The 25398-nt window shown below is 52.1% G+C and carries 24 protein-coding genes; all 24 read right to left on the bottom strand.

The features are described from left to right. Window positions 1-114: 114 nt before the first annotated feature. Window positions 115-684, bottom strand: a complete 570-nt coding sequence (gene pduL, locus ABH899_RS03700; RefSeq protein WP_009674971.1) for a phosphate propanoyltransferase — start codon at window positions 682-684, stop codon at window positions 115-117. Between the two features lie 121 nt (window positions 685-805). Then, entirely contained in the window at window positions 806-1672 is an 867-nt protein-coding gene (locus ABH899_RS03695; RefSeq protein WP_369994043.1) for a 2-oxoacid:ferredoxin oxidoreductase subunit beta, read from the bottom strand. Continuing rightward, on the bottom strand, window positions 1660-3411 hold the full coding sequence (locus ABH899_RS03690) for a 2-oxoacid:acceptor oxidoreductase subunit alpha (protein WP_369994040.1): 1752 nt from the start codon (window positions 3409-3411) through the stop codon (window positions 1660-1662). Before ABH899_RS03690 ends, ABH899_RS03695 begins: the two co-directional genes overlap by 13 nt. 222 nt (window positions 3412-3633) lie before the next feature. Further along, on the bottom strand, window positions 3634-4572 hold the full coding sequence (locus ABH899_RS03685; protein ID WP_369994039.1) for a dipeptidase: 939 nt from the start codon (window positions 4570-4572) through the stop codon (window positions 3634-3636). A 118-nt stretch (window positions 4573-4690) separates the two neighbouring features. Next, window positions 4691-4951, bottom strand: coding sequence for a stage V sporulation protein S (locus ABH899_RS03680; protein ID WP_005550495.1), 261 nt, complete (start codon window positions 4949-4951; stop codon window positions 4691-4693). A 170-nt stretch (window positions 4952-5121) separates the two neighbouring features. Beyond that, entirely contained in the window at window positions 5122-5916 is a 795-nt protein-coding gene (locus ABH899_RS03675) for a TIGR00282 family metallophosphoesterase (protein ID WP_036739441.1), read from the bottom strand. A gap of 84 nt (window positions 5917-6000) precedes the next feature. Beyond that, window positions 6001-7545, bottom strand: a complete 1545-nt coding sequence (rny, locus tag ABH899_RS03670; RefSeq protein WP_009674960.1) for a ribonuclease Y — start codon at window positions 7543-7545, stop codon at window positions 6001-6003. Window positions 7546-7857: 312 nt separating this feature from the next. Then, the gene (locus ABH899_RS03665) at window positions 7858-8517 is read right to left on the bottom strand and encodes a RecX family transcriptional regulator (RefSeq protein ID WP_369994035.1); all 660 of its coding nucleotides are present in this window, start codon (window positions 8515-8517) and stop codon (window positions 7858-7860) included. Window positions 8518-8625: 108 nt separating this feature from the next. Then, on the bottom strand, window positions 8626-9687 hold the full coding sequence (gene recA, locus ABH899_RS03660) for a recombinase RecA (protein WP_016423447.1): 1062 nt from the start codon (window positions 9685-9687) through the stop codon (window positions 8626-8628). A 287-nt stretch (window positions 9688-9974) separates the two neighbouring features. Further along, entirely contained in the window at window positions 9975-11228 is a 1254-nt protein-coding gene (locus tag ABH899_RS03655; protein ID WP_009674935.1) for a competence/damage-inducible protein A, read from the bottom strand. A 243-nt stretch (window positions 11229-11471) separates the two neighbouring features. Continuing rightward, window positions 11472-12059: a CDP-diacylglycerol--glycerol-3-phosphate 3-phosphatidyltransferase gene (pgsA, locus tag ABH899_RS03650; RefSeq protein WP_009674945.1), complete on the bottom strand. Its 588-nt coding sequence runs from the start codon at window positions 12057-12059 to the stop codon at window positions 11472-11474. After that, window positions 12059-13387 (bottom strand): 30S ribosomal protein S12 methylthiotransferase RimO, encoded by a 1329-nt coding sequence (gene rimO, locus ABH899_RS03645; protein WP_218228538.1) that lies wholly within the window; start codon window positions 13385-13387, stop codon window positions 12059-12061. Before rimO ends, pgsA begins: the two co-directional genes overlap by 1 nt. A gap of 125 nt (window positions 13388-13512) precedes the next feature. Then, entirely contained in the window at window positions 13513-14004 is a 492-nt protein-coding gene (locus ABH899_RS03640) for a YajQ family cyclic di-GMP-binding protein (protein WP_042233112.1), read from the bottom strand. Between the two features lie 45 nt (window positions 14005-14049). After that, entirely contained in the window at window positions 14050-14934 is an 885-nt protein-coding gene (locus ABH899_RS03635) for a helix-turn-helix domain-containing protein (RefSeq protein ID WP_009674965.1), read from the bottom strand. 52 nt (window positions 14935-14986) lie between these two features. Then, a complete protein-coding gene (locus ABH899_RS03630; RefSeq protein ID WP_009674943.1) occupies window positions 14987-15751 on the bottom strand; it encodes a DUF3388 domain-containing protein in 765 nt (254 codons plus the stop codon). Window positions 15752-15842: 91 nt separating this feature from the next. Further along, window positions 15843-16709, bottom strand: a complete 867-nt coding sequence (locus ABH899_RS03625; RefSeq protein ID WP_369994032.1) for a hypothetical protein — start codon at window positions 16707-16709, stop codon at window positions 15843-15845. Window positions 16710-16789: 80 nt separating this feature from the next. Beyond that, on the bottom strand, window positions 16790-17041 hold the full coding sequence (locus ABH899_RS03620; protein WP_369994030.1) for a DUF3243 domain-containing protein: 252 nt from the start codon (window positions 17039-17041) through the stop codon (window positions 16790-16792). Window positions 17042-17165: 124 nt separating this feature from the next. Then, window positions 17166-17921 carry an elongation factor P 5-aminopentanone reductase gene (ymfI, locus tag ABH899_RS03615; protein ID WP_009674962.1) on the bottom strand — a complete coding sequence of 252 codons (756 nt, stop codon included), beginning with the start codon at window positions 17919-17921 and terminating at the stop codon, window positions 17166-17168. Next, window positions 17918-19204 (bottom strand): EF-P 5-aminopentanol modification-associated protein YfmH, encoded by a 1287-nt coding sequence (gene yfmH, locus ABH899_RS03610; RefSeq protein WP_369994026.1) that lies wholly within the window; start codon window positions 19202-19204, stop codon window positions 17918-17920. The genes ymfI and yfmH overlap by 4 nt, the downstream gene beginning before the upstream one ends. Continuing rightward, a complete protein-coding gene (yfmF, locus tag ABH899_RS03605; protein ID WP_369994025.1) occupies window positions 19201-20487 on the bottom strand; it encodes an EF-P 5-aminopentanol modification-associated protein YfmF in 1287 nt (428 codons plus the stop codon). The genes yfmH and yfmF overlap by 4 nt, the downstream gene beginning before the upstream one ends. 135 nt (window positions 20488-20622) lie before the next feature. Next, window positions 20623-21411, bottom strand: coding sequence for a spore cortex-lytic enzyme (sleB, locus tag ABH899_RS03600; protein WP_009674938.1), 789 nt, complete (start codon window positions 21409-21411; stop codon window positions 20623-20625). Between the two features lie 135 nt (window positions 21412-21546). Further along, window positions 21547-24144, bottom strand: a complete 2598-nt coding sequence (locus tag ABH899_RS03595; protein WP_369994022.1) for an FtsK/SpoIIIE family DNA translocase — start codon at window positions 24142-24144, stop codon at window positions 21547-21549. A gap of 64 nt (window positions 24145-24208) precedes the next feature. After that, window positions 24209-24439: a YlzJ-like family protein gene (locus ABH899_RS03590; protein WP_369994020.1), complete on the bottom strand. Its 231-nt coding sequence runs from the start codon at window positions 24437-24439 to the stop codon at window positions 24209-24211. Then, complete coding sequence (locus tag ABH899_RS03585; RefSeq protein ID WP_170318685.1) at window positions 24436-25110, bottom strand: ClpP family protease; 675 nt, start codon at window positions 25108-25110, stop codon at window positions 24436-24438. Before ABH899_RS03585 ends, ABH899_RS03590 begins: the two co-directional genes overlap by 4 nt. Between the last annotated feature and the right edge of the window lie 288 nt (window positions 25111-25398).

Genomic DNA, 25398 nt, shown 5'->3' with positions numbered 1-25398 from the left:
TCTGATTATACCATGCCTGGTGCCCGGACAAAAGAAGAAAGAGCCGGGCAGAGGAAATCAGCTCCTCGTACCCGGCTCCCTGCGTGCATGGGACAGCTTGTCCCGGCCCGCTTCCTAATCTACAATAATTCCGACATCGCCGGTTTTAAGCCCTGCGGCGTTGCCTTCATCCGTATCGATATGCATATCCAAGGCGAACTGGTCCGATACACGGGCAATAACATCCTCGAAAATTACGGGACGATCCGTCCCCACGCGGACACGCAGGCGCTGTTTGTCCTCGATGCCCCATTTCTTCGCATCCTCGGTATGAAAATGGATGTGGCGGGCCGCAACGATCACGCCCTCTTCCAGCTCCACTTCGCCCTTGGGACCCACAATCTTGATTCCCGGCGTCCCTTCAATATTGCCGGATTCGCGTACCGGCGGATTAACGCCGAGTGCAAAAGCATCCGTGCGCGATATTTCCAGCTGGGAAATATTCCGAGCCGGCCCAAGGATGCGGACCTTGTCAAACCGGCCTTTGGGACCGACGACCGCTACGGTTTCGCCCGCGGCGAATTGTCCCGGCTGGGACAGGTCCTTCAGAACAGTCAGCTCATAGCCCTCGCCGAACAGGCGGGTAATGTGCTCCGGCTTCAAATGAATGTGACGGGCGGAAATCCCGATAGGTATTTGTTTCATTGTGTCTTCATCCCTTCCTGTGTCCATTCTCTGTCTCTATAGCAGGCTCTCCCCCTCAGTTTAACCTCTACGCGGAGAAAAAAAAAGCGCGCAGAGTACTCTGCGCGCCTTTCTGTACGGCTTATTTGAATTCTGCAACCAATTTGTCAAAATCAGCTTGGCTCAGCTTCATATCCTGCTTGGCAAGACCTTCTGCTTTGAAGCCTGTAACGAGGTTCTCGTAGCTTGGCTTCATTTTGTTCTGATAAATAATACCGGTCAGCATGCCGTCGGTTTCCATCAGCTTCGTCATAGCCTGGATCCGGTTGCTCGGATCGTAATCCGGGATCGTCTCCAGATCCACGATATTCTCCTTGAACCAGTCGTACGTGTTCACTTTGTTGAACGTGACGCACGGGCTGAATACGTTAATCAGCGAGAAGCCCTGGTGCTTGATGCCTTCTTCGATGATGTGTGTCAGCTGCTTCAAGTTGCTGGAGAAAGACTGCGCCACGAAAGTCGCGCCAGCAGCAAGCGCCATCTCAAGAGGCGCCAGAGGCGTTTCGATGGAGCCGCTCGGCGTACTCTTCGTTTTGAAGCCTTCGCCGCTTCTCGGAGACGTCTGGCCTTTAGTCAGGCCGTAAATCTGGTTGTCCATGACGATATAAGTCATGTCGATGTTGCGGCGGATCGCATGGACCGTATGAGCCATACCGATCGCGAATCCGTCGCCGTCGCCCCCGGAAGCCAGGACGGTCAGCTCGCGGTTCGCCATTTTAAGCCCTTGGGCAATAGGCAGGGAACGGCCGTGAATTCCGTGGAAGCCGTAGCAGTTCACATAGCCGGAGATACGGCCGGAACAGCCGATACCGGATACGATCGCAAGCTGCTCCGGTTCCAGTCCCACGTTCGCGGCAGCGCGCTGAATGGAGGCCTGAACGGAGAAATCTCCGCAGCCCGGGCACCAGTTAGGCTTTACATTGTTGCGGAAATCTTTTAACGTTGCCATGCTACAGTCAGCTCCTTGCATTCTTGATAAATTTCGGACGGCAAGAACGGGGTTCCGTCGTATTTCAGCATGTTTTTGATTTTATCGGCACTGCCTGCATTCAGCTTGATCAGATTCGCCAGCTGCGCAGTCGCGTTATTTTCGACGACAATTACATTTCTTGCTTTCTCCAGATGAGGCTTCAGCTCTTCGGCAGGGAAAGGATGCAGCAGACGAACGTGAACGTGGTTCGTTGCAAGACCGTCCTTCTCCAGTCTTCCTCTTGCCTCCTCAATCGTTCCGCCCGTCGAGCTCATGCCGATGATCAGAACATCCGGCTCTTCATGAGGCGCAGTGACGAGAATCGGATTGGTTACTTCCACGTGCTTGAGCTTCTCCAGGCGCTTATCCATCATTTTCTTCCGGTTTACCGGGCTCTCGGACGGGCGGCCTTCCTGGTCATGCTCAACGCCTGTCACATGATGCAGACCGTATTTCACACCCGGCAGCACGCGAGGCGATACGCCGTTCTCCGTAAGCTCGTAACGCTTGAACAGCTGTTTGCTGTCCTCGACTTCCTCCGGCTGCGCGACGAGGTTGCCGCGTTCAATAACGATTTTATTATAATCCAGCACTTCCGAAGACTGCTTGCCTAGCGAAAGCTGGAGATCTGTCAGCAGAATGACCGGAAGCTGCAATTTTTCCGCGATGTTAAACGCTTCGATCGTATCGTAGAAGCATTCTTCGATCGTGCTCGGTGCGAGCACGACTTTGGGGATCTCGCCGTGCGTGCCGTAAATCATGGCGTTTACGTCACTTTGTTCCTGTTTGGTCGGAAGTCCCGTACTCGGGCCGCCGCGCTGTGTATCCACGATCACGACCGGCGTTTCCGTCATGCCGGCCAGACCGATCGCTTCCATCATCAGGGACAGGCCGGGACCCGCCGAGGCCGTCATGGCGCGTACGCCGCCGTAGCTGGCGCCGATTGCCATCGTACAAGCCGATATCTCGTCCTCTGTCTGGATAACGGCTCCGCCGAATTTAGGAAGCACCTTCGTCAAGTATTCCATAATTTCCGAAGCCGGTGTGATCGGATAAGCCGGCATGAAGCGGCAGCCGGCGGCTACAGCACCGAGACCGATGGCGTCGTTGCCGATCATGAACAGCTTCTGCTCGCCGTCCGCAGGCTCCAGCTGCAGTTCCACGATCGGGCCGCCTGCCAGCTCCAGCACGGATTCCGCGCCTTTGCGCACCGCTTCGACATTCTTCTCGACTACGGCTGCGCCTTTGCGTCCGAATTCCTCTTCGACCGCTTTGTTGAATACATCTAAAGGCAGCCCCAGCAGCGCCCAGGAAGCGCCGGAAGCCGCCATATTTTTAAACAGGGAAGTTCCAAGCTCTTCCGCAATCGCCGTAATCGGCACCGGGAACAGACGCGCGTTAACGCCTTCCGGCAGGGTGGGATTAAACTTCGCGTCCGCGACGATCACGCCGTGGACTCCCAACTCATGAGAGTTCAAATCAATCGTCTCCTGGTCGAAAGCAACCAGAATATCCAAATCATCCGAAATCGAGCGAATCGGTTTCGTACTGATACGGATTTTGTTGTTCGTATGTCCTCCCTTGATGCGCGAAGAGAAGTGACGGTAGCCGTACAAGTAGTATCCGAGACGGTTAAGCGCCGTCGAGAAAATACGGTCCGTACTTTCTACACCCTCCCCTTGTTGTCCCCCGATCTTCCACGATAACTGACTAATCACCTTGCGTCCACTCCTTTTGATGGTGAGCTGCTCCGCCTCTGCAAACCATTTTGCAAAACGAGCCCTGCTTAGAACGATGCTTGTATGATAGATTTTAGGATATAAAAAAATTTTTTCAAGCTATCCAAATTCTATTCCTAGACCCCGTAAATTGCAAGGGTTTTCCGTAAAAGGGACAGATAGCTTTTTTAGATCATACCTATATCAAAAAGAGATCGCTCTCTAGGACACCGGCAGACTGCGTTCCAAGAAGGCGTACCCGTTCTGCCAGAGGAATTTCTGGGCTTGGACGGGCGTGTAGTGCTTGTACAGTTCATTGGCCAGGTTCGCGTACATGCCGGCGTTCTCCAGTCCCCGGATATATTTGTCTATCCCGTCGAAATCAGATCCGAAGCCGATAAAGTCTTCACCGCCCAGCGAGCAGATGTGATCGATATGCCGGAAAAGATCGGTAATAAAAACCGAACCCGTCTTCTTCACAAACCAGGGAACGAAGGTGATGCCGATCATTCCTTTCCGTTCAATAAGGCAGCGGATTTGTCCATCGGTCAAATTTCGCGGATGGTCGCATGCCGATTTGGCATTGGAATGGGAAGCGAACAGATGCAGGCCGGGTACGTCGGCCGCTTCCCAAAAAGCTTTTTCCGACAGATGAGAGGCATCGAGCAGCAGCCCGAGCTGATTACTTTCTTTTATCAGCTGCTGTCCCCGCAGGGTAAACCCCCCGTTTCGGGTCTCCATGGCCCCGTCTACCGCCCAATTGGCGAAATTCCAGGCGGGTCCTATGCTTCTGAGCCCCAATTGGTAGAGAATACGCAGTTGAGCCAGGCTGCCCCTCAGCCCTTCCGCTCCTTCCAAAGTCAGCAGCACGCCCCGTTTTCCCGTCGTCAGCACGTGCTGAAGATCCGAGCGGCTCTGGATCAGGACGATATCCGGATTGCAAAGCACTCTTCTGTACAAAATGTCCACATACTCTAGAATGTGTCCCACATCAGGATTCTTGATTTCTTCCGGCAGGTAGACCGCCATAAACTGGATTTTGACTCCCCCCTGCTTCATAAGGGGATAACTTACGTCCAAAACAGGCTCGGCCGCGTTAAAATCAAGCAGCGGATTCCGGTACATCTTCATCAGAGCATCACAGTGAGCATCGATAATCATGGTTACCTCCAGGCTCTTTAATGGGCCTTTCCTTTCTTGCACGATGCGAAAAAAACCTGTCTACAGAGTATGTAAACAGGTCCGTTCATGTATGTACAACCCGAGGAGCGCTCGTGTATCATCTCGGTTCTACGATGAGTTTGATCGCCGTGCGGTCTTCCCCGTCAATGACGATGTCTGTAAAGGCGGGTACACAAATCAAATCGACTCCACTGGGCGCCACAAATCCTCTTGCGATCGCTACCGCTTTGATTGCCTGATTCAGAGCACCCGCGCCAATGGCTTGAAGCTCTGCCGCCCCGCGCTCCCGTAACACGCCTGCAAGCGCCCCTGCTACGGAGTTTGGATTGGATTTTGCTGAAACTTTTAATACTTCCATGGAAAAGTACCTCCTTGGGTTGATGGATAAAGGATTAAGGATAAAGGTTTCCTCTTTCCATCCTATTCGGACAGGTGATCAAACATTCCTGAACCGGTATCACCGGGAGGTACAAGTTAAATTCTGTGGCAAAAAGCCGGTTGCTGAACATTCTTTATTGCCGAACGTTCTTATTCGAAAAGAAGATCTTCTTCGTTGATCCGGATGAGTTCGATCTTGCCCGCTTTGCCTGTCGTATCGTCGAGATCAATGACAGTCGCATGGAAATGCCACTGCCCTTCGTCTACGATGAATCTTACCGGCAGCTGCGTCGTAAACTTACGCAGAACGGCTGTGCGTTCCATTCCGAGTACGCCGTCGCGGGGACCTACCATGCCTACGTCCGTCACGTAAGCCGTTCCCTGCGGAAGCACGCGGTTATCGTTCGTCTGGACATGCGTATGCGTACCTACTACCGCCGAAACGCGACCGTCGAGATGCCAACCCATGGCAATTTTCTCCGACGTTGTCTCCGCATGAAAATCGACGAAGATATGTTTGTACTTTCCTTTCGCCGCCTCGAGAATCTCGTCTACCTTGCGGAACGGGCAGTCGATCGGAGGCAGAAAAGTCCGCCCCTGGAGATTGATCAGCAGGATTTCCTGGTTGCGCACCTTCAAAACGGTATGTCCCCGCCCCGGCGCTCCTTCGGGAAAATTCGCGGGACGCACCATCTGAACTTCATCGTCGATGAAATCAAAGATCTCTTTCTGGTCCCAGGTATGGTTTCCGAGCGTGATTCCATGAATCCCGAGCTGGTAGAGCTCCTTCGTAATTTGCGAAGTAATCCCTCGGCCTCCGGCCGCATTTTCACCGTTCGCGATAAATACCGCGTTCGCATATTTTAATTTCAGTTTAGGCACCATTGTTTTGACTGCATTCCGGCCGACTGATCCGACAATATCTCCGATAAATACGATCTTAATAACCCATCACTCCTGCCTCTTTCTCTTTTCGGCTAAAAAAAGGAAAAGTGGCTTACGCAGCCACTTTTCACAAGTATACTTCTTTTATTTGGCGTATTCAACCGCGCGGGTTTCACGAATGACCGTAACTTTGATATGACCGGGATAGTCAAGCTCGTTCTCGATCTTCTTCGTAATATCGCGGGCAAGTCTGAATGCTTCCGCATCGTCGATTTTCTCCGGTTGAACCATGACGCGAACCTCACGTCCGGCTTGGATGGCGTAAGATTTCTCCACACCTTCGAACGATTCGGAGATGCCTTCAAGCTTCTCGAGACGCTTGATATAGGTTTCCAGCGTTTCCCGGCGAGCTCCCGGTCTGGCCGCAGACAATGCGTCCGCCGCTCCGACGAGCATGGCGATAACCGAGGTCGCTTCCACGTCTCCGTGGTGGGAAGCGATACTGTTCACAACGACAGGATGTTCCTTGTACTTTTTGGCGATTTCAACACCGATTTCAACGTGTGACCCTTCCACTTCGTGGTCAAGCGCTTTACCGATGTCATGCAGAAGCCCGGCACGTTTCGCCAATGTCACGTCTTCGCCGAGTTCTCCAGCCATCAAACCGGAAAGATAAGCAACTTCCATCGAGTGTTTGAGAACGTTCTGTCCGTAACTTGTACGGAATTTGAGACGTCCCAGAATTTTGATCAGATCCGGATGCAGACCGTGTACGCCCACTTCGAACGTAGCTTGCTCCCCATATTCGCGAATCCGCTCGTCCACTTCCTTGCGGGACTTCTCCACCATCTCTTCGATACGAGCCGGATGGATACGTCCGTCGGCCACGAGCTTCTCAAGGGAGGTCCGCGCGATTTCTCTGCGGATCGGATCGAAGCCGGACAAAATAACGGCTTCCGGAGTATCGTCGATAATAAGATCGATCCCCGTCAAGGTTTCAAGCGCTCGGATATTACGGCCTTCACGACCGATAATCCGGCCTTTCATTTCTTCATTCGGAAGACTTACGACAGATACCGTCGTTTCGGCAACATGGTCGGCAGCGCAGCGCTGAATGGCGAGCGTGATGATTTCACGCGCTTTCTTGTCGCCTTCTTCTTTGGCCTGCTGCTCTATTTCTTTAATAAGTTGTGCGGTTTCATGACGAACTTCCTGTTCAACGCCGGATAGGATGATGGTCTTCGCTTCTTCCATGGTCATGCCGGAAATACGTTCGAGTTCCGAAACCTGTTTGCGGTAGAGCTCATCAATCTGATTCTGCGTTTCTTCAATTCTCTTCTCTTTGTTGGCGACTTGCTCTTCTTTGCGTTCAAGAGATTCTAATTTTTTATCCAGCGACTCCTCTTTTTGCAACAATCGTCTTTCATGTCGTTGAGATTCATTTCGACGTTCACGAATGTCTTTTTCAGCTTCGGCCCGGAGCTTATGAACTTCATCTTTGGCTTCCAATACCGTTTCTTTTTTCAGTGCCTCCGCTTCTTTGCGGGCATTTTCTACAATTTGTGCAGCGGCAGTTTCAGCACTGGAAATTTTCGCTTCTGCAAGAGACTTGCGGATAAAATAACCAATCCCTAAGCAAATAACGCCAACAACGAGAATGATCAGGACCCAGATAATTGGATTCATCATGTTCACCTCCTCGTTGGTTCCTCCAAGGTGTTAGCTTGGGATGATTCGGTTTTTTTAATCCGATATTCGTTTGTTCAAGCCGTATGGACCACATTCCGTGCTAGAAAATGGTTCGGTTTGTTTGTCCGTACAACGGGGGTTGTTCGGAACAGCATGGAGCAGAAGCAATCTTGGCGGAAATCGCTTCCGTTACCTCATAGAAAATCTGATGATTTTTTATGAAAATATACAATTGTATTTTATCTGTTCACAAAGAACATTGTCAAGCTATTGGCTTCGTCAACCGCGACTGAGTGCGCTTTCACAGAGAAGCTATTCCTCATTTTCGAGCTCTTCTTCGGAAAGCCGGCGCATCACATCGTTAACGAGCGAAGACGGATACCCCCTCCGAAGCAGAAAAGCCATCGTTTTTCTTTTGCGGTCCATCCTCTCGCCTGACACCGTTTTCCATTTCTTGCGGCCCACAATAAGGGCCCCTTCCATTTCTTCCTCCGTGTCGACCGCAGACAGCGCTTTGGAGATCTCGTCCCGGGAAAGCCCTTTCTGGGCGAGCTCGTAGCGGACCGCATTTCGGCCTTTACGCTGGTATTGAATACGCTGTTCCGTCCAAAGCTTTGCGAAATCGGCATCATCCAGGTACTTTTGTTCCAATAGACGGCCCACCGTCCAATCAATCAGGTCGGCTTCGTAGCCCAGGTCCTTAAGCTTCATTTTTACTTCCTGGACAGATCTCGGCCTGACCGCCACGAAACGGATCGCTTTCAGATAGGCTTCATGCTTCTCGTCCTCCTCCAGCGCTTGCCGCAAGCGCTGCACATCTATCTGTTCCCCTTTGAGCAGACGGTTCTTGATCAAGATATCTTCATGCACGGAGCAGGCATATTCATCGTTGACGTAAACATTGTATCGTTTCTTATTACGCTTTTGCCGTTCTATTCCTGTAATGATGGAAGCTTCTGTTTCGTCTTTCATAAGCTCTTTCCCCTTTCGACACCTACGGGTCCATAAACAAAGAAAAGCTCCCCAGGGAGCTAAAACAAGGCCGCATCCTGCGCTGTACGTAAGAGGCGGCCCTTGTTCTTATTCTTCGTCTTCCGTAAAGAGTGCCAGTTCTTCGTCCGGATCGTCTACATCCACGCCTGCCGGAGGAACTACATTCGTGAGATTGCTCGCTTCCCGGATTTTTTGTTCAATAACATCGGCAATTTCCTTGTTTTCCTTGAGGAATTGCTTCGAGTTCTCGCGTCCTTGGCCGAGACGGTCGCCGTTATAGGAGTACCAGGCGCCGCTCTTATTCACGATATCCAGTTCCGTTCCGATATCGATGATACTGCCTTCACGGGAAATGCCTTCCCCGTACATAATGTCAATATCGGCCTGTTTGAACGGAGGCGCAACTTTGTTCTTCACGACCTTGACACGGGTACGGTTACCGACCATATCGTTGCCCTGCTTAATCGTTTCAACACGGCGAACATCCAAACGCACGGTCGAATAGAATTTCAACGCGCGGCCGCCCGGAGTTGTTTCAGGGTTACCGAACATAACGCCGACTTTCTCACGCAATTGGTTAATAAAGATGGCAATAACCTTCGATTTGTTGATGGCGCCGGAAAGCTTACGCAGCGCTTGCGACATCAGACGGGCCTGAAGACCGACGTGGGAATCCCCCATCTCGCCTTCGATTTCCGCCTTAGGAACCAAAGCCGCAACGGAGTCGATAACGATAATATCCACCGCTCCACTGCGTACAAGGGCTTCCGCGATTTCAAGCGCCTGCTCGCCTGTGTCCGGCTGGGAAAGAAGCAATTCGTCAATATTAATGCCGAGCTTGCTTGCATAAAGCGGGTCCAGAGCATGCTCCGCATCGATAAATGCGGCTTGTCCGCCAGACTTTTGCACTTCCGCGATTGCGTGAAGAGCGACCGTTGTTTTACCGGAAGATTCGGGTCCATAGATTTCGATAATTCTACCGCGAGGAAAACCTCCGGTTCCAAGTGCTATATCCAAAGCAAGGGAACCACTGGGGATGGTCTCCACCTGCATGTGTGTCGATTCTCCGAGTTTCATGATCGAACCCTTGCCAAACTGCTTCTCAATTTGGCGCAATGCCATTTCTAATGCGGCACGACGATCTGACAATACACTCACTTCCTTCAACTGTTATAGGTATATCATACCTTCTTTTTCACCCGTTGCCAAGTATTTTTTCGAACATACATTCGTTTTTTTTGTGACAGCCCTCTATCGCCGCCCGGTGAGGAACTCGGACAGAAAACTTCTCTTATTTAAAGGGAACGGCGCTCCTTTCGGTCATTGCGCGGCAAAAAATAAAAACCGCAGCAAAGACAAATTCTTCGCTACGGTTCTTCCGTTAACATACTTTCATTATAACTTAAAATTTGCGGTTTTTCAACAAAAAACGCCGATCAGCCGTCCGCTTTTACAAGTTTCCAAAGCTGGTGCAGAGCCGTTTTGGCCGCGCGCAGCTTGATCGTCTCCCGCAGTCCGGGAAGCTGGAGCTTTTGAACATGAATATCTCCGTCCTTGCAGCCGACTCCGACATAGACAAGCCCGATCGGTTTGCCTTCTGAGGTAGTCGGTCCGGCAACTCCCGTTACGGATACGGCATAATCCGCATGTGTGCGCTCCAGCAGGCCCCGCACCATCGCTTCCGCCGTTTCGGCGCTCACCGCTCCGGGAGCGTCCTCCCCTTCCAGCAGCTCCGTAGGAACGCCGAGCATACTGTGCTTCATTTCGTTGGAATAAGAGACGACTCCGCCCAGAAACACCGAGGAACGCCCCGGGATGGATGTGATCAAATCACTCAGGAGTCCGCCGGAACAGCTCTCAGCCGTCGTCAGGGTCTGATTTCTGGATTGAAGTATCGCGAGCACCGCTTCCTCGATCGGAATATCCTCTTCCGCATATAAGTGTTCCCCTACGCGGCTGCGGATTTCCTTCTCTACCTGTTCCATCTTGCGGAGAGCTTCTTCTTCCGTGTGCGCCTTCGTCGCCAGACGTATCGTCACCTCGCCCTCCTTGGCATATGGGGCAATGGTCGGATCGGTCTGTTTCTCGATGAGGTCAAACAGCTTATGCTCGAGGGAGGACTCGCCTATCCCGGCAAACTTGAGCATCTTCGAATACAGAGGCATCTCATCGGTTATAAGGCCGCTCAGCCAGTCCTTGGCGTAGCGCTCAAACATCGGCTTCATTTCCTTCGGCGGGCCGGGAAGAAGCAGATACCGGGTCCCCTCGTGATCCAGGCCCAGCCCCACGGCCAATCCCGTATCGTTCGGAAGCGGCTCCGCTCCTTCGATCATGTTCGCTTGCCTGGAATTGCTCTCGACCATATGAAGCCCCTGCGAATCGAATAGCTCGCGGATCTTGGCCATGGAAATCTCGTCTATATAGAGCCGGCGGCCGGTCATATCGGCCAATACATCCTTCGTCAGATCGTCCAGAGTCGGACCGAGTCCTCCCGTCGTGATAACCAGATCGGCCCGTTTCCCGGCCTGTTCCAACGCTTCCCGAATGCGGGCGGGGTTGTCGCCTACGACGGTCTGGAAGTACAAGTCGATGCCGAGCATCGCGCATTCCTGCGCCAAGTACTGGGCATTCGTATTTAAAATCTGCCCCAGCAGAAGCTCAGTTCCGACCGCAATCAATTCTGCTTTCATGCTGTAGATCCTCCTTCGCTTATGTAAACTTGCATGATGTGAGCTGCATTTGCCGGTCGGGTTGTTTCTTACTTCCGAAAAATGAACGCCGGACAAATCCGTCTTTTGTCCGATTCAGTACGCTTGTCCGGCGAAAAGCCCAGCTCATTATATGGTTGGCGTGAACATACCGGTTACATTCACAGCCGCATTTATCCCTAAACCTCCCCCAGCTTGTTCCCGGAGACGAAGAAAACACAGTATCTACTGTGTTTTCTCGGAAAAATCAATCACATGCTTATTTTTAATGAAGTAATCGAGCCCGGAGTACACCGTGATGATCGCGGCAATCCAGCTTGCGATCAAATCGAACGGAACGTTGATAAACGCAAACGGGAAGTTGTTGATGAGCAGCGCAATAATCGCTGTGATTTGTGCCGCTGTTTTAGCTTTACCCCATTTGCTCGCCTGAATAACAGCCCCCTCCAGCAGAGCGATCTGCCTGAGTCCGGTCACGGCCCATTCCCGGCTGATGATCACGATCACGATCCATGCGCCCAGTTTATCCATTTCAACGAGGGACACCAGAACGGCGGTTACAAGCAATTTATCGGCCAGCGGATCCAGCAGCTTTCCGAGGTTCGTAACCAGTTTGTTTTTGCGGGCGATGTATCCGTCCAGACTGTCGGTGCTCGCCGCAATAATGAAAATTAGCGCCGCGATAATCTGGTTGTACGTGATGGAAAACGTTTGAATTTTAATATGTGGAAACTGGATGTTCACAAGAAGGAAAAACATAATAATCGGCACCAGAAAAATCCTGGCAAGTGTAATCTTGTTCGCTAAATTCATTATGCGATTACCTCCCCGGAGAGGTCGAATTCAAAGGAGTGGGTAACCCGCACTTTTACAACGCCGCCTATTCCGATATTATTACCGGTTACGAAAACTTCCCCGTCGATTTCCGGCGCATCGTATTGGGAACGGCCGATATACACGTCGCTGCGGCCGTCGTAGCGTTCGATAAGCACATCTACCGCTTCGCCCAGTCTACGGCCTCCGCGGCGGTTGGATATTTCGCGCTGAAGCTCCATCAGAGCGGCCGCGCGGTATTCTTTTACCTCGTCCGGCACCTGTCCGGGAAGGCGTGACGCCGGTGTGTCTTCTTCCATCGAATAAGTGAAAACGCCGAGCCGGTCGAACTGGACATCTTTTACGAACTGCACAAGATGTTCGAAATCTTCTTCCGTTTCACCCGGAAATCCGACGATAAGCGAAGTCCGCAAAGCCGCATCCGGCATTCTTTTGCGTATTTTGAGAATAAGTTCCCGGGCGTCCTTATCTCTTCCGGGGCGTCTCATCCGCTTGAGAATAGCGTCGGAGCTGTGCTGGAGCGGCATATCTATGTATTTGCAAATCTTCGGATTGGCCGCCATCGTTTCGATCAGCTCATCCGTAAAAAATCCGGGATAGGCGTAATGCAGCCTGACCCATTCGATGCCTTCCACTTCGCTCACCCGATTGAGCAGCTCGGGAAGCATGAACTTATCGTACAGATCCGTTCCGTAATTGGTGGAATCCTGGGCGATGAGGCTGACCTCTTTAACCCCTTGCGACGCCAATTGCCGCGCTTCCGAAATAACGGACTCCATCGAACGGCTGCGGAATTTCCCCCTCATAATCGGAATGGAGCAGAACGTACAGGCGTTATCGCAGCCTTCCGCGATTTTGACGTATGCGGTATACCGGGGGGTAGAAACTTTGCGCGGAAGCGCTTGCTCATAGTTAAACACCGGATTCCCGACATAGACCGGCTTTTTGCCTTTCAGGGCTTCGTCAATAATGGCATTGATGTTGTGAAAATCGCCTGTTCCCACGATCCCGTCAATCTCAGGCATTTCTTTCATCAATTCTTCTTTGTACCTCTGTGTCAGACACCCCGAAACGATTAGCGCTTTCAAATTCCCGGTTCTTTTGAGATCGGCCATATCCAGAATGGTAGTAACCGATTCTTCTTTGGCGGCATCGATAAATCCGCACGTATTTACAATAATCACGGTAGCTTCTTCGTTGTTCTCGACCACGCTGTACCCTCGCTGATCGACCAGTCCGGACATGATCTCGGAATCCACCAAATTTTTCTCACATCCAAGCGTTACTACCCTTACCTTTTCCGTCATGCTGAAACCTCCAAACGTCGTAGCAAAGCCATCGTTACAAGTATAATACAACGTTAATCCGAGTGTCAAAATAGGGAAACCCTCCGATATCCGAGGGAAAAACCGGGATTCCGGAGGGCCTTTATTTATCTGAAATTGTCAAACTGCAGATCGATAGGAAGATCGGCGCCTTTCAGCATTTGAATCACTTTCTGCAAATCATCTCTGCTTTTGCCGGTTACACGGATGGAATCTCCCTGAATCTGGCTCTTTACCTTCAGCTTCGAATCACGGATCATGATGTTAATCTTCTTGGCGATATCCGCTTCGATTCCTTGTTTCAGCTTAACGCGCTGACGGACCGTTCCCAAAGAAGCCGACTCGATTTTGCCGTATTCGAGATTTTTAAGGGCAATGCCTCGTTTAGCCATCTTGGCGTGAAGAATGTCAATCACGTTCTGAAGCTTGAAATCGTCGTCCGAAAGAAGAACGAGTTCTTCTTTCTCCAATGTGATCTCGCTCTTGCTGCCTTTGAAATCAAAACGGGTTTCGATTTCTCTCTTGGCCTGCGTAATGGCATTGTTTAATTCCTGCATATCCAGCTTGGATACGATATCGAAAGAGCTTTCCGAACTCATTTTGGCTTCGTCCTCTCCTGCGTATTTACACCGATAAGTTCACGGTCAAGGCTGCGGCTGCAGCGTGATTTTAATGTTTTTAGGGTTGGAGGCATCTCCGACATTGAGCTCTTGCCCGTTTACGGTGATTTTAGCGGCGTTAGCCGCGCCTACACGAATCTGTGCGGTAGTCGTCAGGGAGAACGTCTCCGTTTCGCCCTGTTTCAGAGTTCCCTGCTTCTCCATTTTCTTGCTGTTGTTCGGGAAACTGTCGACTCTGTACCAGCACTGTGTCCCTGCCGCCGTCACGGTAATGTCGAGTTTACCGCCTACTGCCGTGTAATTGTCCAGACTGCTGCTGCTGTTCACAAGCGTCAATGCGCCTGCAGGCGTCGGAGTCGGCGTAGGGGTCGCGCTAGGCGTCGGTGTAGGAGACGGCGTAGTTGTGGCTGTCGTGCCCCCTCCGTTGCCCGGAGCAGGACTCGGAGCGGCCGTCGCGTTGGGATCCGCCGTATCCGTCAGCCTGTTGGGCTCATTGATCGCGCCCGAGCTGCCTCCCTTGTTGTTAACCACGACGAAATAATACACAATGGCCGCTATCAACAGCACGAACGAAACGACCATAATGGTGGATGCCCACTTGCTGAGTCTGTCCGTGCTTCTCGCTGAACTCCGGCGCGGTGTGCGGATCGTTTCGACCGTCGGCTCCGGCGGAGCTGCCGGAACCGTGCCCTGATACATGTTCAGAACTTCGTTCGGATCGAGACCGACCGCTTCCGCATAGCTTTTGATAAACGCCCTCACATAAAAACTGCCGGGCAAAACTTTATAATTTTCCTCTTCAATTGCTTCGAGGTATCTGGTTCTGATTTTCGTAACTTCCTGTAAATCGTCCAGAGACATTCTCTTTTCCAATCGGGCCTGCTTCAATCGCTGACCGAGTTCCGACATGTTCTCACCTCCGTAAATTCAGTGGGTCCTTCCCTTTTAGACGAACAAAACCTCAAAATGGTTCTGTGTTATACGTAAAACTGTCATAGTTGATTTCTTCGTCCGGGCTGTTGCGAAGTTCGATGATGTAATTGAAATCGTTATACGTGTAGTGGGACTCTTTGATAAAAATATCCGGATGTTCGATTACTTTGGTAGACGGCGTAGCCATAATCTCCTGCAGCAGCGAGAAGTGTTTCTCATTGGAACGGATAGTTGAAACGATTCCGTCAATGATAAAAACGTTGTTCATAGACATCTCATCCTCCGAAAGCTGGCTGCGAACGGTCTGTCTTAACAAAGTGGACGAAACAAATGTCCAGCGTTTGTTCGAACATACGCTGCCTGCAATGATGGACTCGGTCTTGCCTACGCGCGGCATTCCGCGGAGTCCGATCACCTGATTGCCCTCGCGTTTGAATACTTCGCCCAGAAAATCGACCAGGAGTCCGAGTTCGTCTCTTGTGAAACGAAACGTTTTCCGGTCGTCGGAGTCGCGTTCTATGTACCGGCCGTGTCTTACGGCAAGAATATCAACCAGTTTTGGGGTTCTGAAGGCGGTTATGGTGATATTATCCACCTTTTTTAACATTTTACCCATTAACTCGATTTTTTCATCATCGTTGGTTTGAAGAAGCATTCCGCGTGTGCGGTCCTCCACCCCGTTGATCGTCACAATATTAATATCGAGCATCCCCATGAGGGAAGCGATATCCCCCAGAAGCCCCGGACGGTTCTTATGTATTCGATATTCCATGTACCATTCTTTAATTTCCAAAACGTAAGCACCTCATTTGCCATGGCACGAATTAGACATTCCGAGTTATTATTCTACAACGTTTGACAAAGTCCTGCCAACTTCTTTGTAACTACGACTTTTTTAGAAATTCGACTTGTTTCATTTCTTCCGCAGAATAGGTCTGTATACCCGGCTTCCAATCCCCTTGAATCATCCTGTTCTGCTCCTGCGCCATAACGGCTTCCCAATTCACTTGTACGGCAAAAGATTGATCCAGCGGCACGACGGGAATTCCGAGCGATTTGATTTTCTGCTGATCCGTTTTCTGAAGAGCCGTATACTGGATAATCCAGCTTGAACGATGCTCGGCGGCCTGTTTTTTCAGCTGGTCGAACCATTCGGGATTGCTGTCCGTGTTTACGGTGTGACCGGATAAGCCGGAAGGGGATAAACCTGAGGGTATGGGAACCGAAGATTTCGTTACCCATTCGATGGATTTTCTTTTGTCCGCCTGTTCTTTGACCCAGCCGCTCATCGCCTGTTCGATCATCGCATGATCTACACCGCGAAGAACGGTATTCGGAGGGGCCGTCTTCTCCGCCTGCATACCGGGATCTTCCAGACGGTCCGCAAGCAGGGAGAATTTCTGATTCTTGAGCCTGACCGCCTCTGCCGAAGCTTGAGGAACCAGACTGCTGCCGATTACAACGACATAATCATAGCGTTTCGATTCGAGCTGTTTGCCCAGAGCGCTGTCAAAGGCCGCGTCCTGTTTCCACTCCGAAGTGAGTCCGCTGCCGCTTCTCCATTTTGCGAGTGCCGCCGCAACGCTCGTTTTCGTTTCCTGTGACACATCCGAGGCCGTTACGACCAGAACCGAATGTTTGGACGCCAGCTGCTGTTCGGTGATCGTCGGAAGCCCGCGAGTCCCGCATGAAGAAAGCATGACCGTGATGACTGGCAGGAAAAGTGCAAGTTTTACCCGCGAGAAACTCATGATACCGAATCCTTTCCTGAAATGATGGCATGGAAAAGCCCCGCAGTGAAGTGGGGCTTTTCGCATGTACATCATCTATTCTACTCTTTATTCACCAGTTTGACCATTAAACGTGCCATAACCTTGCGCTCGTTCTCGTCACCTGCATCCCAGAGTTCTTTGAGCAGGCGCTCTTCGCGATTTTCCGGATCCACTTTATCGGACAGAAACTCACCGATCTGGAATGCAAGCTTAGAAATTTTCTCGTCGTTCAGGCCTGCTCTCTCGGCTTGGTCCACCCGTTCAGCCAAAAATTCTTTCCATCTGTCAAACACTGTAAGTACCGTAGACATGGGTCGGGCCTCCTTTGATTTGTTAGGATGAGAGGAACACCTGTAATATCTGCATCCGAACAATCAAATATTCCCGGAAAGCTATCCAAACCCTTGGTAATTAAGGGAATACCTCAGGTCGCTTTCAAGTCAGCCAGCCCCCGTTGGGGCTGATAATCTGGCCGGTAATGTAGCCGGACTCGGGCAAAGCCAGAAAATACACCAGCGAGGCGATTTCGTCGGGCGCCGCAAAACGGCCGGCCGGTATTTCGCTCGCGATCGCTTCTTTCTCTGCGTGGTCGAAACCGGACATCATATCGGTATCGACCGCTCCGGGCGCAACGGCGTTTACAGTGACGCCCGAAGGAGCCAGTTCCTTGGCCAATGCTTTCGTAAACGCGTTGATGCCGCCTTTTGCTGTCGAATAGATAACCTCGCAGGACGCACCCGAAATTCCCCAGATGGAAGACACGTTAATAATGCGGCCGTATTTCCGGGAGATCATTCCGTCCATAAAGAGCTGGCTGCACAGAAACGTGCCCTTCAGGTTAATGTTCATAACACGGTCCCACTCCTCTTCCGTCACATCGGAAAGCAGGCCGTAGTGGGAAATCCCCGCATTGTTGACCAGCACATCGGGCATAAAGCCCCGCTGCTCCATTTTGTCGCGCATAGCCACAATCTGTTCCTTCGAATTCAGATCCGCGCACACCGTCATGACCTTCGCTCCATGGTTCATGCAGCGGCGCGCCACTTCGTTGGCGGATTCGTGGGACTGCAGGTAATGGATCACCACGTTCATGCCCAGCTTGGCGAACCGTTCGGCGATGGCCGCTCCGATTCCGCGGCTGCCGCCCGTTACGAGGACCGTCTGCTCGGTAAACGGCCGGAGCCCCGTCACGAACGCTCGCTTCGCACGAGCGAAACGGCAAAGCGGCTCCAGTCAAAATGTTCACGAAGTCTGGACTCCGCCTCATCCTTGGTGATGGATTCGTACGTTTTTAAAATGTCAAACATATCGGCGCCCTTAAACAGGTACCGGGTAAATTCGTTCGTGATCGCTTCGGGGGAATTCAGCATCCGTAGAAATCCGCCGATTTTTTTTCTGCGGCTTCTTTCGAAAGCTTCTTCGTCCAGCCCTTCCGTTTTCGCACGGTCCAGCTCTTCACGGATTCTGCTCAGCAGCAGATCCGGATCTTTCGTATCCCCGCCCATCGCGGAAAACGCGTACTCCGGAGACGAGTTGTACTCATGACTGAAATTGTCCGAGATGAGCCCTTCATTGTACAGCTTCTGGTAAATCGGGGAGCTTGAGCCCAGCAGGACTTCCAGCACAAGTTTCGTCGTAAGCTCTCGTTTGAGGATCGCGTCCCCTTCTTCATGCAGAGCTTTTTCTTTAAACCCGAACAGGCATTTAGGCAGCGATACCGGCAGGAGCGTTTCCTTGCGTTCCGTCTCGACGGCTTCCGGCTCCGATTCGAAAAACCGGCGGATTTCCCCCTGAGGTTTGAATGTTTTGGCCGCCTGATTCGCCCGGATATGCGAAATCACTTCCTCGGGATTCACGCCGCCCGCGATAAAGACCGTCATGTTGCTCGGGTGATAGAACGTGTGATAGCAGTCGTACAACATATCCTTGGTAATTTCGGTAATGGACGGGATGGTGCCCGCGATGTCGATCCGCACCGGGTGTTTGCTGTACAAAGCCTCGATCAGGCCGTAGTACGCTCTCCAGTCCGGATTGTCTCGGTACATGTTGATTTCCTGCCCGATGATGCCCTTTTCCTTCTCGACGTTTTCTTCGGTAAAATAAGGATTCTGAACAAAATCGATCAGGGTTGTGATGTTCTCCATAATCCGGCCCGTAGCCGAAAAGAGATAGACCGTCCTCTCGAAGCTCGTAAATGCGTTCGCGGAAGCTCCGCGGGATGCAAACGTGGCGAAAACATCGCCGGTAGGCTCCTCGAACATTTTATGCTCCAGAAAATGGGCAATCCCGTCCGGCACGCGGATTTCGGGCCCGCCCTCCACTTGAAAATGGTTATCGATCGACCCGTAGCGGGTGGAAAACGTCGCGTACGTTTTTTGGAAGCCTTCCTTAGGCAGCACGTATACGTGAAGGCCGTTCGGAAGCTTTTCTTCGTACAAAGTTTCGTTTAAGTGAGGATAGGGAATGACGTTCACTTGGCTTCCTCCTTTTCATCCCTCAAGAAATAGATGGTGTCCAGGAATACTCCCTCGGCGGCCTGCTGAATCTCTGCGATGCTTGTGTTCGTCACTCCGTCGATCAGCTCTTGAACGGTACGTTCTTTGCCCGAAAGAACGGCATTGAAATCAAAGGCGATCTGTTCGAAGGCGGAATCCTGCATTTCCCGCAGTTGGTTGGCTATCATCGCTCTTGTCTGACTGAGCTCGATATCGCTGATAAAGCCGGTTCTCATGTCTTCCAGCTGCTTGCGGATAATGTCAACCGCTTTCTCGTAATTCTGCATCTCGATGCCCGATTGGATCGTCAGGATGCCTTTGTGCCCGTCAAGACGGGAAGAAGCATAGTAAGCGAGGCTCGCCCTTTCGCGCACATTCAAGAACAGCTTGGAATGGGGATATCCGCCCAGAATGCCGTTATACATAAGTGCGGCGGGATACGCATCGTCTCCGTACGTAACGGGAGTGCGCAGGCCCATGTTCAGCTTGCCCTGCGTGACGGGGAATCGTTCCACCACGACGTTAGTCTCCCCTGTCCGGCGCTGAGGCACGGTGCGCGTGTAGACGGGATTCTCCTCCCTCTCCAGCCGGAAAGAACGGCTCACGATGTTCTCGACTTCCTGGAGCGTCGTATTGCCGACCACATACAGGTCGATAGGCGCTTCGGCCAGCCATTTTTTGAAATAGGCAAATAGGGATTCAGGGGTGGAAGCGGGAATATCTTTCAGCTCGCCCAGCGGATGCAGCCGATACGGCTCCCCTTTGCACATTTCGGCCATACAGCGTTCGGCGGCGAAGCGGATTTTATCGTTAATAATGGACTCGATCCGTTTGCGCAGCGTTTCCTTCTCGGACTCCACATACTTGGAGAGGAAAGCGTCTCCTTCGGCTGCCGGTTTCGTGATGGCTTCACCCAGAAACGAAAGGGCTTTCTCCAAAAGAGATTCCGGGGACGATACAAACCGGTCGTTAATGACATCCATGCGGAATTGAACGATCTGGTAGTCTCCGCGCTTGTAAATGTCAAAACCGAAGCCCGCTCCATAGAGATCGTCGAGATGCTCTCGGAACTGCTTCGTTTCGGGATAACTTTCCGTTCCCCTTCTCAGAACAAAAGGGACCAATGCCGTCTGCGTTACGTCTTCCTCGGAAAGAGGACGTCCTATGTAAGCGGAAATGGCGAATGTTTTATAGCGATCTGTAGGCAGTACATGCAGCCTTATCTGACGCAGTGTACTCCGTTCAAACTGTTGGGTGCTCAATGCTGTCGTTCTCCCTTCACAACCGTCTTGGGTCTAAACTATTCGGTTCTCCAAATGGCTATACCCATTATATTCCTTCATAAACAGAAGAAGCAACCGAGCGGTCACTTCCTCTGTCGTTCTGTTCAGTTCAGGTTATTTGCAGAAAATATGCTTGCCGATGGTTTTCACCTGCGGGCGCGTCCAAATCCATTTGGACGTAGCCGTTTCGGGGTTAAAATAATATTCGCAGCCGCCGGTAGGGTCCATGCCGTTGATGGCATCCCGGACTGCTTTTTTGGCGGTTTCATTTGGCGTAAGCCAGATTTGGCCGTCCGCAACAGCGGTAAAAGCACCGGGCTGGAAAATGACGCCGGATACGGTATTCGGGAAGCTGGCCGAGTCCACCCGGTTCAGAATGACCGCCGCAACGGCCACCTGACCGATGTAAGGCTCGCCGCGGGATTCGCCGTAAACGGCGTTAGCCATCAGATCGAGGTCGGATTTGGAAAATCCTTTGTGCGTCGTCGGCGTCAGATTCGATCCGGAAGCGGCCGTGCCGCCTTGATTGCCCTGGTTAGCCTGGCCTGCCGCTTTACCTGTATTGGCGGCTTCAGGCGCGGTCGGCTTCCAGTTCTTCGTCGCTTCCCACAGTTTAAGCTTGGTTTTGGGGCCCACATGGCCGTCCACTTTCAAACCGAACTCGCTTTGAAACCATTTTACGGACCGGAGTGTTCTCCAGCCGTAATCGCCGTCTACAGTTCCCGTGTAAAATCCGAGAAACTTGAGCCTTCCCTGCAGCTCATTGACATCGGAGCCTTTGGCTCCATAACTGATGAGATTTTTGCTGAATGTAGCTTCGGTCGTGAAGTTCTGCTTAATCTGCAGAGCCGCAAACAGCGTAAATACGACGCAAACCGTGATGGCGATCAAACGTTTGTTCATGCGTTTATTCATGCTCCATTATCAACCTTTCTCTCATGATGACTGGCTGTTAGTGATTATTATGAGAAAGGAGGAAACGTTCTATGCAAGAAAAACACCCTGCCGTAAACCCGGCAGGGCGTCCTTGAACTTGGATCAGGAACTCATGCGATTGTGCTGGAATTGCTCCAGTGAAATAAGGACTTCACGCGGCTTGCTTCCTTCATGCGGCCCGACGATCCCATTGGATTCCATCGAATCGATGAGCCGTCCCGCGCGCGCATAGCCGATGCGCATCCGCCGTTGAAGCAGAGACGCCGAAGCCTGCTTGGCTTCGATGACAATCTGAACGGCCTGATCGTAGAGTTCGTCCCCGAACTCGTCCTGCTGCTCCGGCTGCTCTTCCACCTGAGGCACCATATCTTCCCGGTAATTCGCTTCCTGTTGAGTCCGGACGAAGTTGACTACCGTCTCGACCTCCTGATCGGAAAGGAAAGCTCCCTGAACACGGACGGGCTTGGAGGCTCCGACAGGCAGGTATAGCATGTCGCCGCGGCCGAGAAGCTTCTCGGCCCCCACCATGTCCAAAATCGTCCGGGAGTCTACCTGAGAAGATACCCCGAAGGCGATCCGCGAAGGAATATTCGCTTTAATAACGCCGGTGATGACATCCACGGACGGGCGCTGGGTCGCAATAATCAGATGGATGCCTGCGGCGCGCGCCATCTGAGCCAGCCGGCAGATGGCGTCTTCCACATCGTTGGCAGCCACCATCATCAGATCGGCCAGCTCGTCCACGATGACCACAATGTACGGAAGGGGCGCTTCCGTACCGTTTTCAATGAGCATGGCATTGTAGCCCTCGATATTCCGCGTACCGCTCTTGGAGAAAAGCTCGTACCTCTTCTCCATCTCGACGACGACCTTTTTCAGGGCAAGAGACGCCCTTCGCGGATCGGTGACGACCGGAGCCATGAGATGTGGAATCCCGTTATACACATTAAGTTCGACCATTTTGGGATCGACCATCAGGAACTTGACTTCGTTGGGCTTAGCCTTGTAAAGGATGCTCGTAATAATTCCGTTGATACAGACGGATTTACCCGAACCTGTAGCACCGGCTACAAGCAGGTGGGGCATCTTCGCCAGGTTGCCGACGATCGGCTGTCCGGAAATATCCCTGCCCAAAGTAACGGACAATCTGGAACTGGCTTCCTGGAAGGCGGAAGTTTCCATCACCTCGCGCATCGTAACGACGGATACTTCGGAATTAGGCACTTCGATACCGATGGCGGATTTGCCGGGAATCGGCGCTTCCATCCGGATATCTTTGGCGGCCAGGGCCAGCGCGATGTCATCCGTCAGACTGACGATCCGGCTCACCTTCACCCCTACGTCGGGCTGAATTTCATACCGGGTCACCGCAGGTCCGCGGACGACTTCCAGCACCTTCGCACGCACGCCGAAGCTTTCCAGCGTGGCTTCGAGCTTGCGGGCGTTGGCCTTGTAATCCGCCATCTCGGAGCCCTTGCCCGCCGCCGGTTTCGTAAGAAGCGTCAAAGACGGCAGGTCGTAAGGCGGGAGAACCGGCGGCACGGCTGTGTCAACCAGCTGAAGGTCATCCGCAGTTTCAAGCTGCTCATCGGCCGGAATCTGCTCTCCGTTTGCGGAAGGGGCCGCTTTAGCGCTCACAGCCAATGCTGCGGGTCCTACCGTACCTGCCGTTACCGGAGAGGAGGGTACGACCTTTTCTTCCTTCTGCACCTGCTCTTGAAAGTCCCGGAAAACGGTGGAAAACTCCCGGTCGGCTTGAGGTTCATCGTTCATGTTCAGCGCTGCCGGATCTCTATCGGAATCGACCTTGTATACGACTTTCTCCTCGGGATAACCGCCGGCGGCGCCCGAAACCGCCAAATCGTCCTCGTCCCGATCGTCATCCTGCTGCGGACCGGGCTGTTTTAACAGCTGAAGGAAACGGGGTTTCTTCCTCTTGGGATCCGGGCGGTATACTTCCTCGTCGAATTCGTCGTCATAAGGAAAGTCAGGCTCTTTGTAGGTTCGTTCGCTTTTGCTCGCGGAAACGGCAGCTTTCCCTTTGGTTTTAACCGCGGAGGAAGATCTGCCTTTGCCGCGCTGCATATTCTGGAATTTCTTTTCCAGCAAAGTAAAAAAGCGTTTCACGCGCGCGCGCAGCTTTTGAACGGCTTCCACGTAAGACAAGTTCGTAACCAGAATGAGCCCGATGGCGAATAAAGCGAACTGTACAAGTCGCGCACCCATGTTGTCGAACAAAAAATACAGCAGGCTGTAGACAATCGCTCCGATCATCCCTCCGCCCACATCGTTCAAAAGAATTTTGCCGTTTGCGGGCTGCAGACCCTGCTTCAGAGCTTCCCATGTCACGGACAGAATCGTTGTGGCCTCGTAGTTGCCTTTTGGAAAAAGAGCTTGGAATAAATTAATATGATTCATGACAAGAAGACCCGTCACAATTAACAAAACCCCGGTTTTGCGGGTTGTCCATCGTGAGGGCCAGGAACGCTTCACCATAACATGCAGTGCTATGTATATACAGATCAGCGGGATCAGAAAATCCCACGTACCGATGAAAAAGCGGCAAACGTAATGAAACGAACGTCCCACATGACCTTCTCTGGCCAGCGCAATCACCGAGAAAATCAGGATTAAAATACCGTACAGCTCAAACATGAGATTAGTCTTGACCGTCTTGCTTTTCTTACGGCGTTTTGCCACTCTATTCCACCTCCGATAAATCATTATACCACAGTTTCGGTAGGCGGAACACGGGCGGCAGTGCCTAGATCCCTTGCGGGGCAGGCACGTAATTAATTAGACTTCCTGGCGTAAAAAGCGGATTTAAGTAATGTTTTGGCTCCGAGCTGTAAAGCCGCACAATCCGCACCCGGCTCTCATCGACAGCTTCCACCTGCATCAGGATGCCGCTGATTTCAACATCCCGGAAGCGGGGTTCGTATTCATCCCAGCCTTCGTAAACGACTTCATCCGGCAGGATCGTGTAGTGGGTCATGCCGTTCCGCCTCCCCGGGAACCTCGGCGTTCCTCGATTCTGCGGTTCAGTTCGGCGATTGCCTGCCCGATCCCTCCCACTTCATCGATCAACCCGTATTTAACGGCGTCTTGGCCGATAACCGTAGTTCCGATGTCTCTGGTGAGCTCGCCCGTTTTGAACATAAGCTCCTTGAACTGCTCTTCGGAGATTTTGGAATGCTTCGTGACAAAACGGGTTACCCTCTCCTGCATTTTCTCCAGGTATTCAAACGTCTGCAGCACACCGATGACAAGTCCCGTCAGACGGATCGGATGAATCGTCATGGTGGCCGTCTCGGCGATAAAAGAACGGTTCGAGCTTACCGCGATCGGCACACCGATGCTATGCCCGCCGCCCAGTACAAGGGTAACCGTAGGTTTCGAAATCGTTGCAAGCATCTCGGCGATAGCAAGCCCCGCTTCCACGTCGCCGCCAACCGTGTTCAGAATAACGAGGACTCCCTCGATTTTCGGATTTTGTTCGGCAGCTACGAGTTGAGGAATCAGGTGCTCGTATTTCGTCGTTTTGTTTTGCGGCGGCAGTACGATATGCCCTTCCACCTGACCGATGATGCTCATGCAGTAGATATTCGACTCACCGGCCGGCGTGTTGATTTGCCCGAGCTGCTGGATTGTTTCTACCGCTGCCAGCTTCTTCTGTTCCTCCGTGGGCTGCTCTTCGCTTCTGAAAGAGGGCGGCTCGTTGAAAGGAGCCGGTCCGGGAAAAGGCGCCTGAGGACGCGAGTTGTAGTCGCTTGTAACGGAAGCGTCGGCTCTAAGCGCAGCCGCACCCTCTCCTAGCTCTTCAAAATGAACCTGCTGCAGCGTAACGTTATCGGCATCGTTAGCCGTTTCTTCCGCTGTGTAGGAGGAATCGTTTTGCCTGAAGCCGTACGACGTTGCCTGGTTAAAGGGATTGGCTGTCACCTGTCCGTAGGC

This window comes from Paenibacillus sp. RC84, assembly GCF_041260495.1.
GTDB lineage: Bacteria > Bacillota > Bacilli > Paenibacillales > NBRC-103111 > Paenibacillus_F.
The sequence above is the reverse complement of the archived record's forward strand: the minus strand, read 5'-3'. Positions and strand labels throughout refer to the sequence as shown.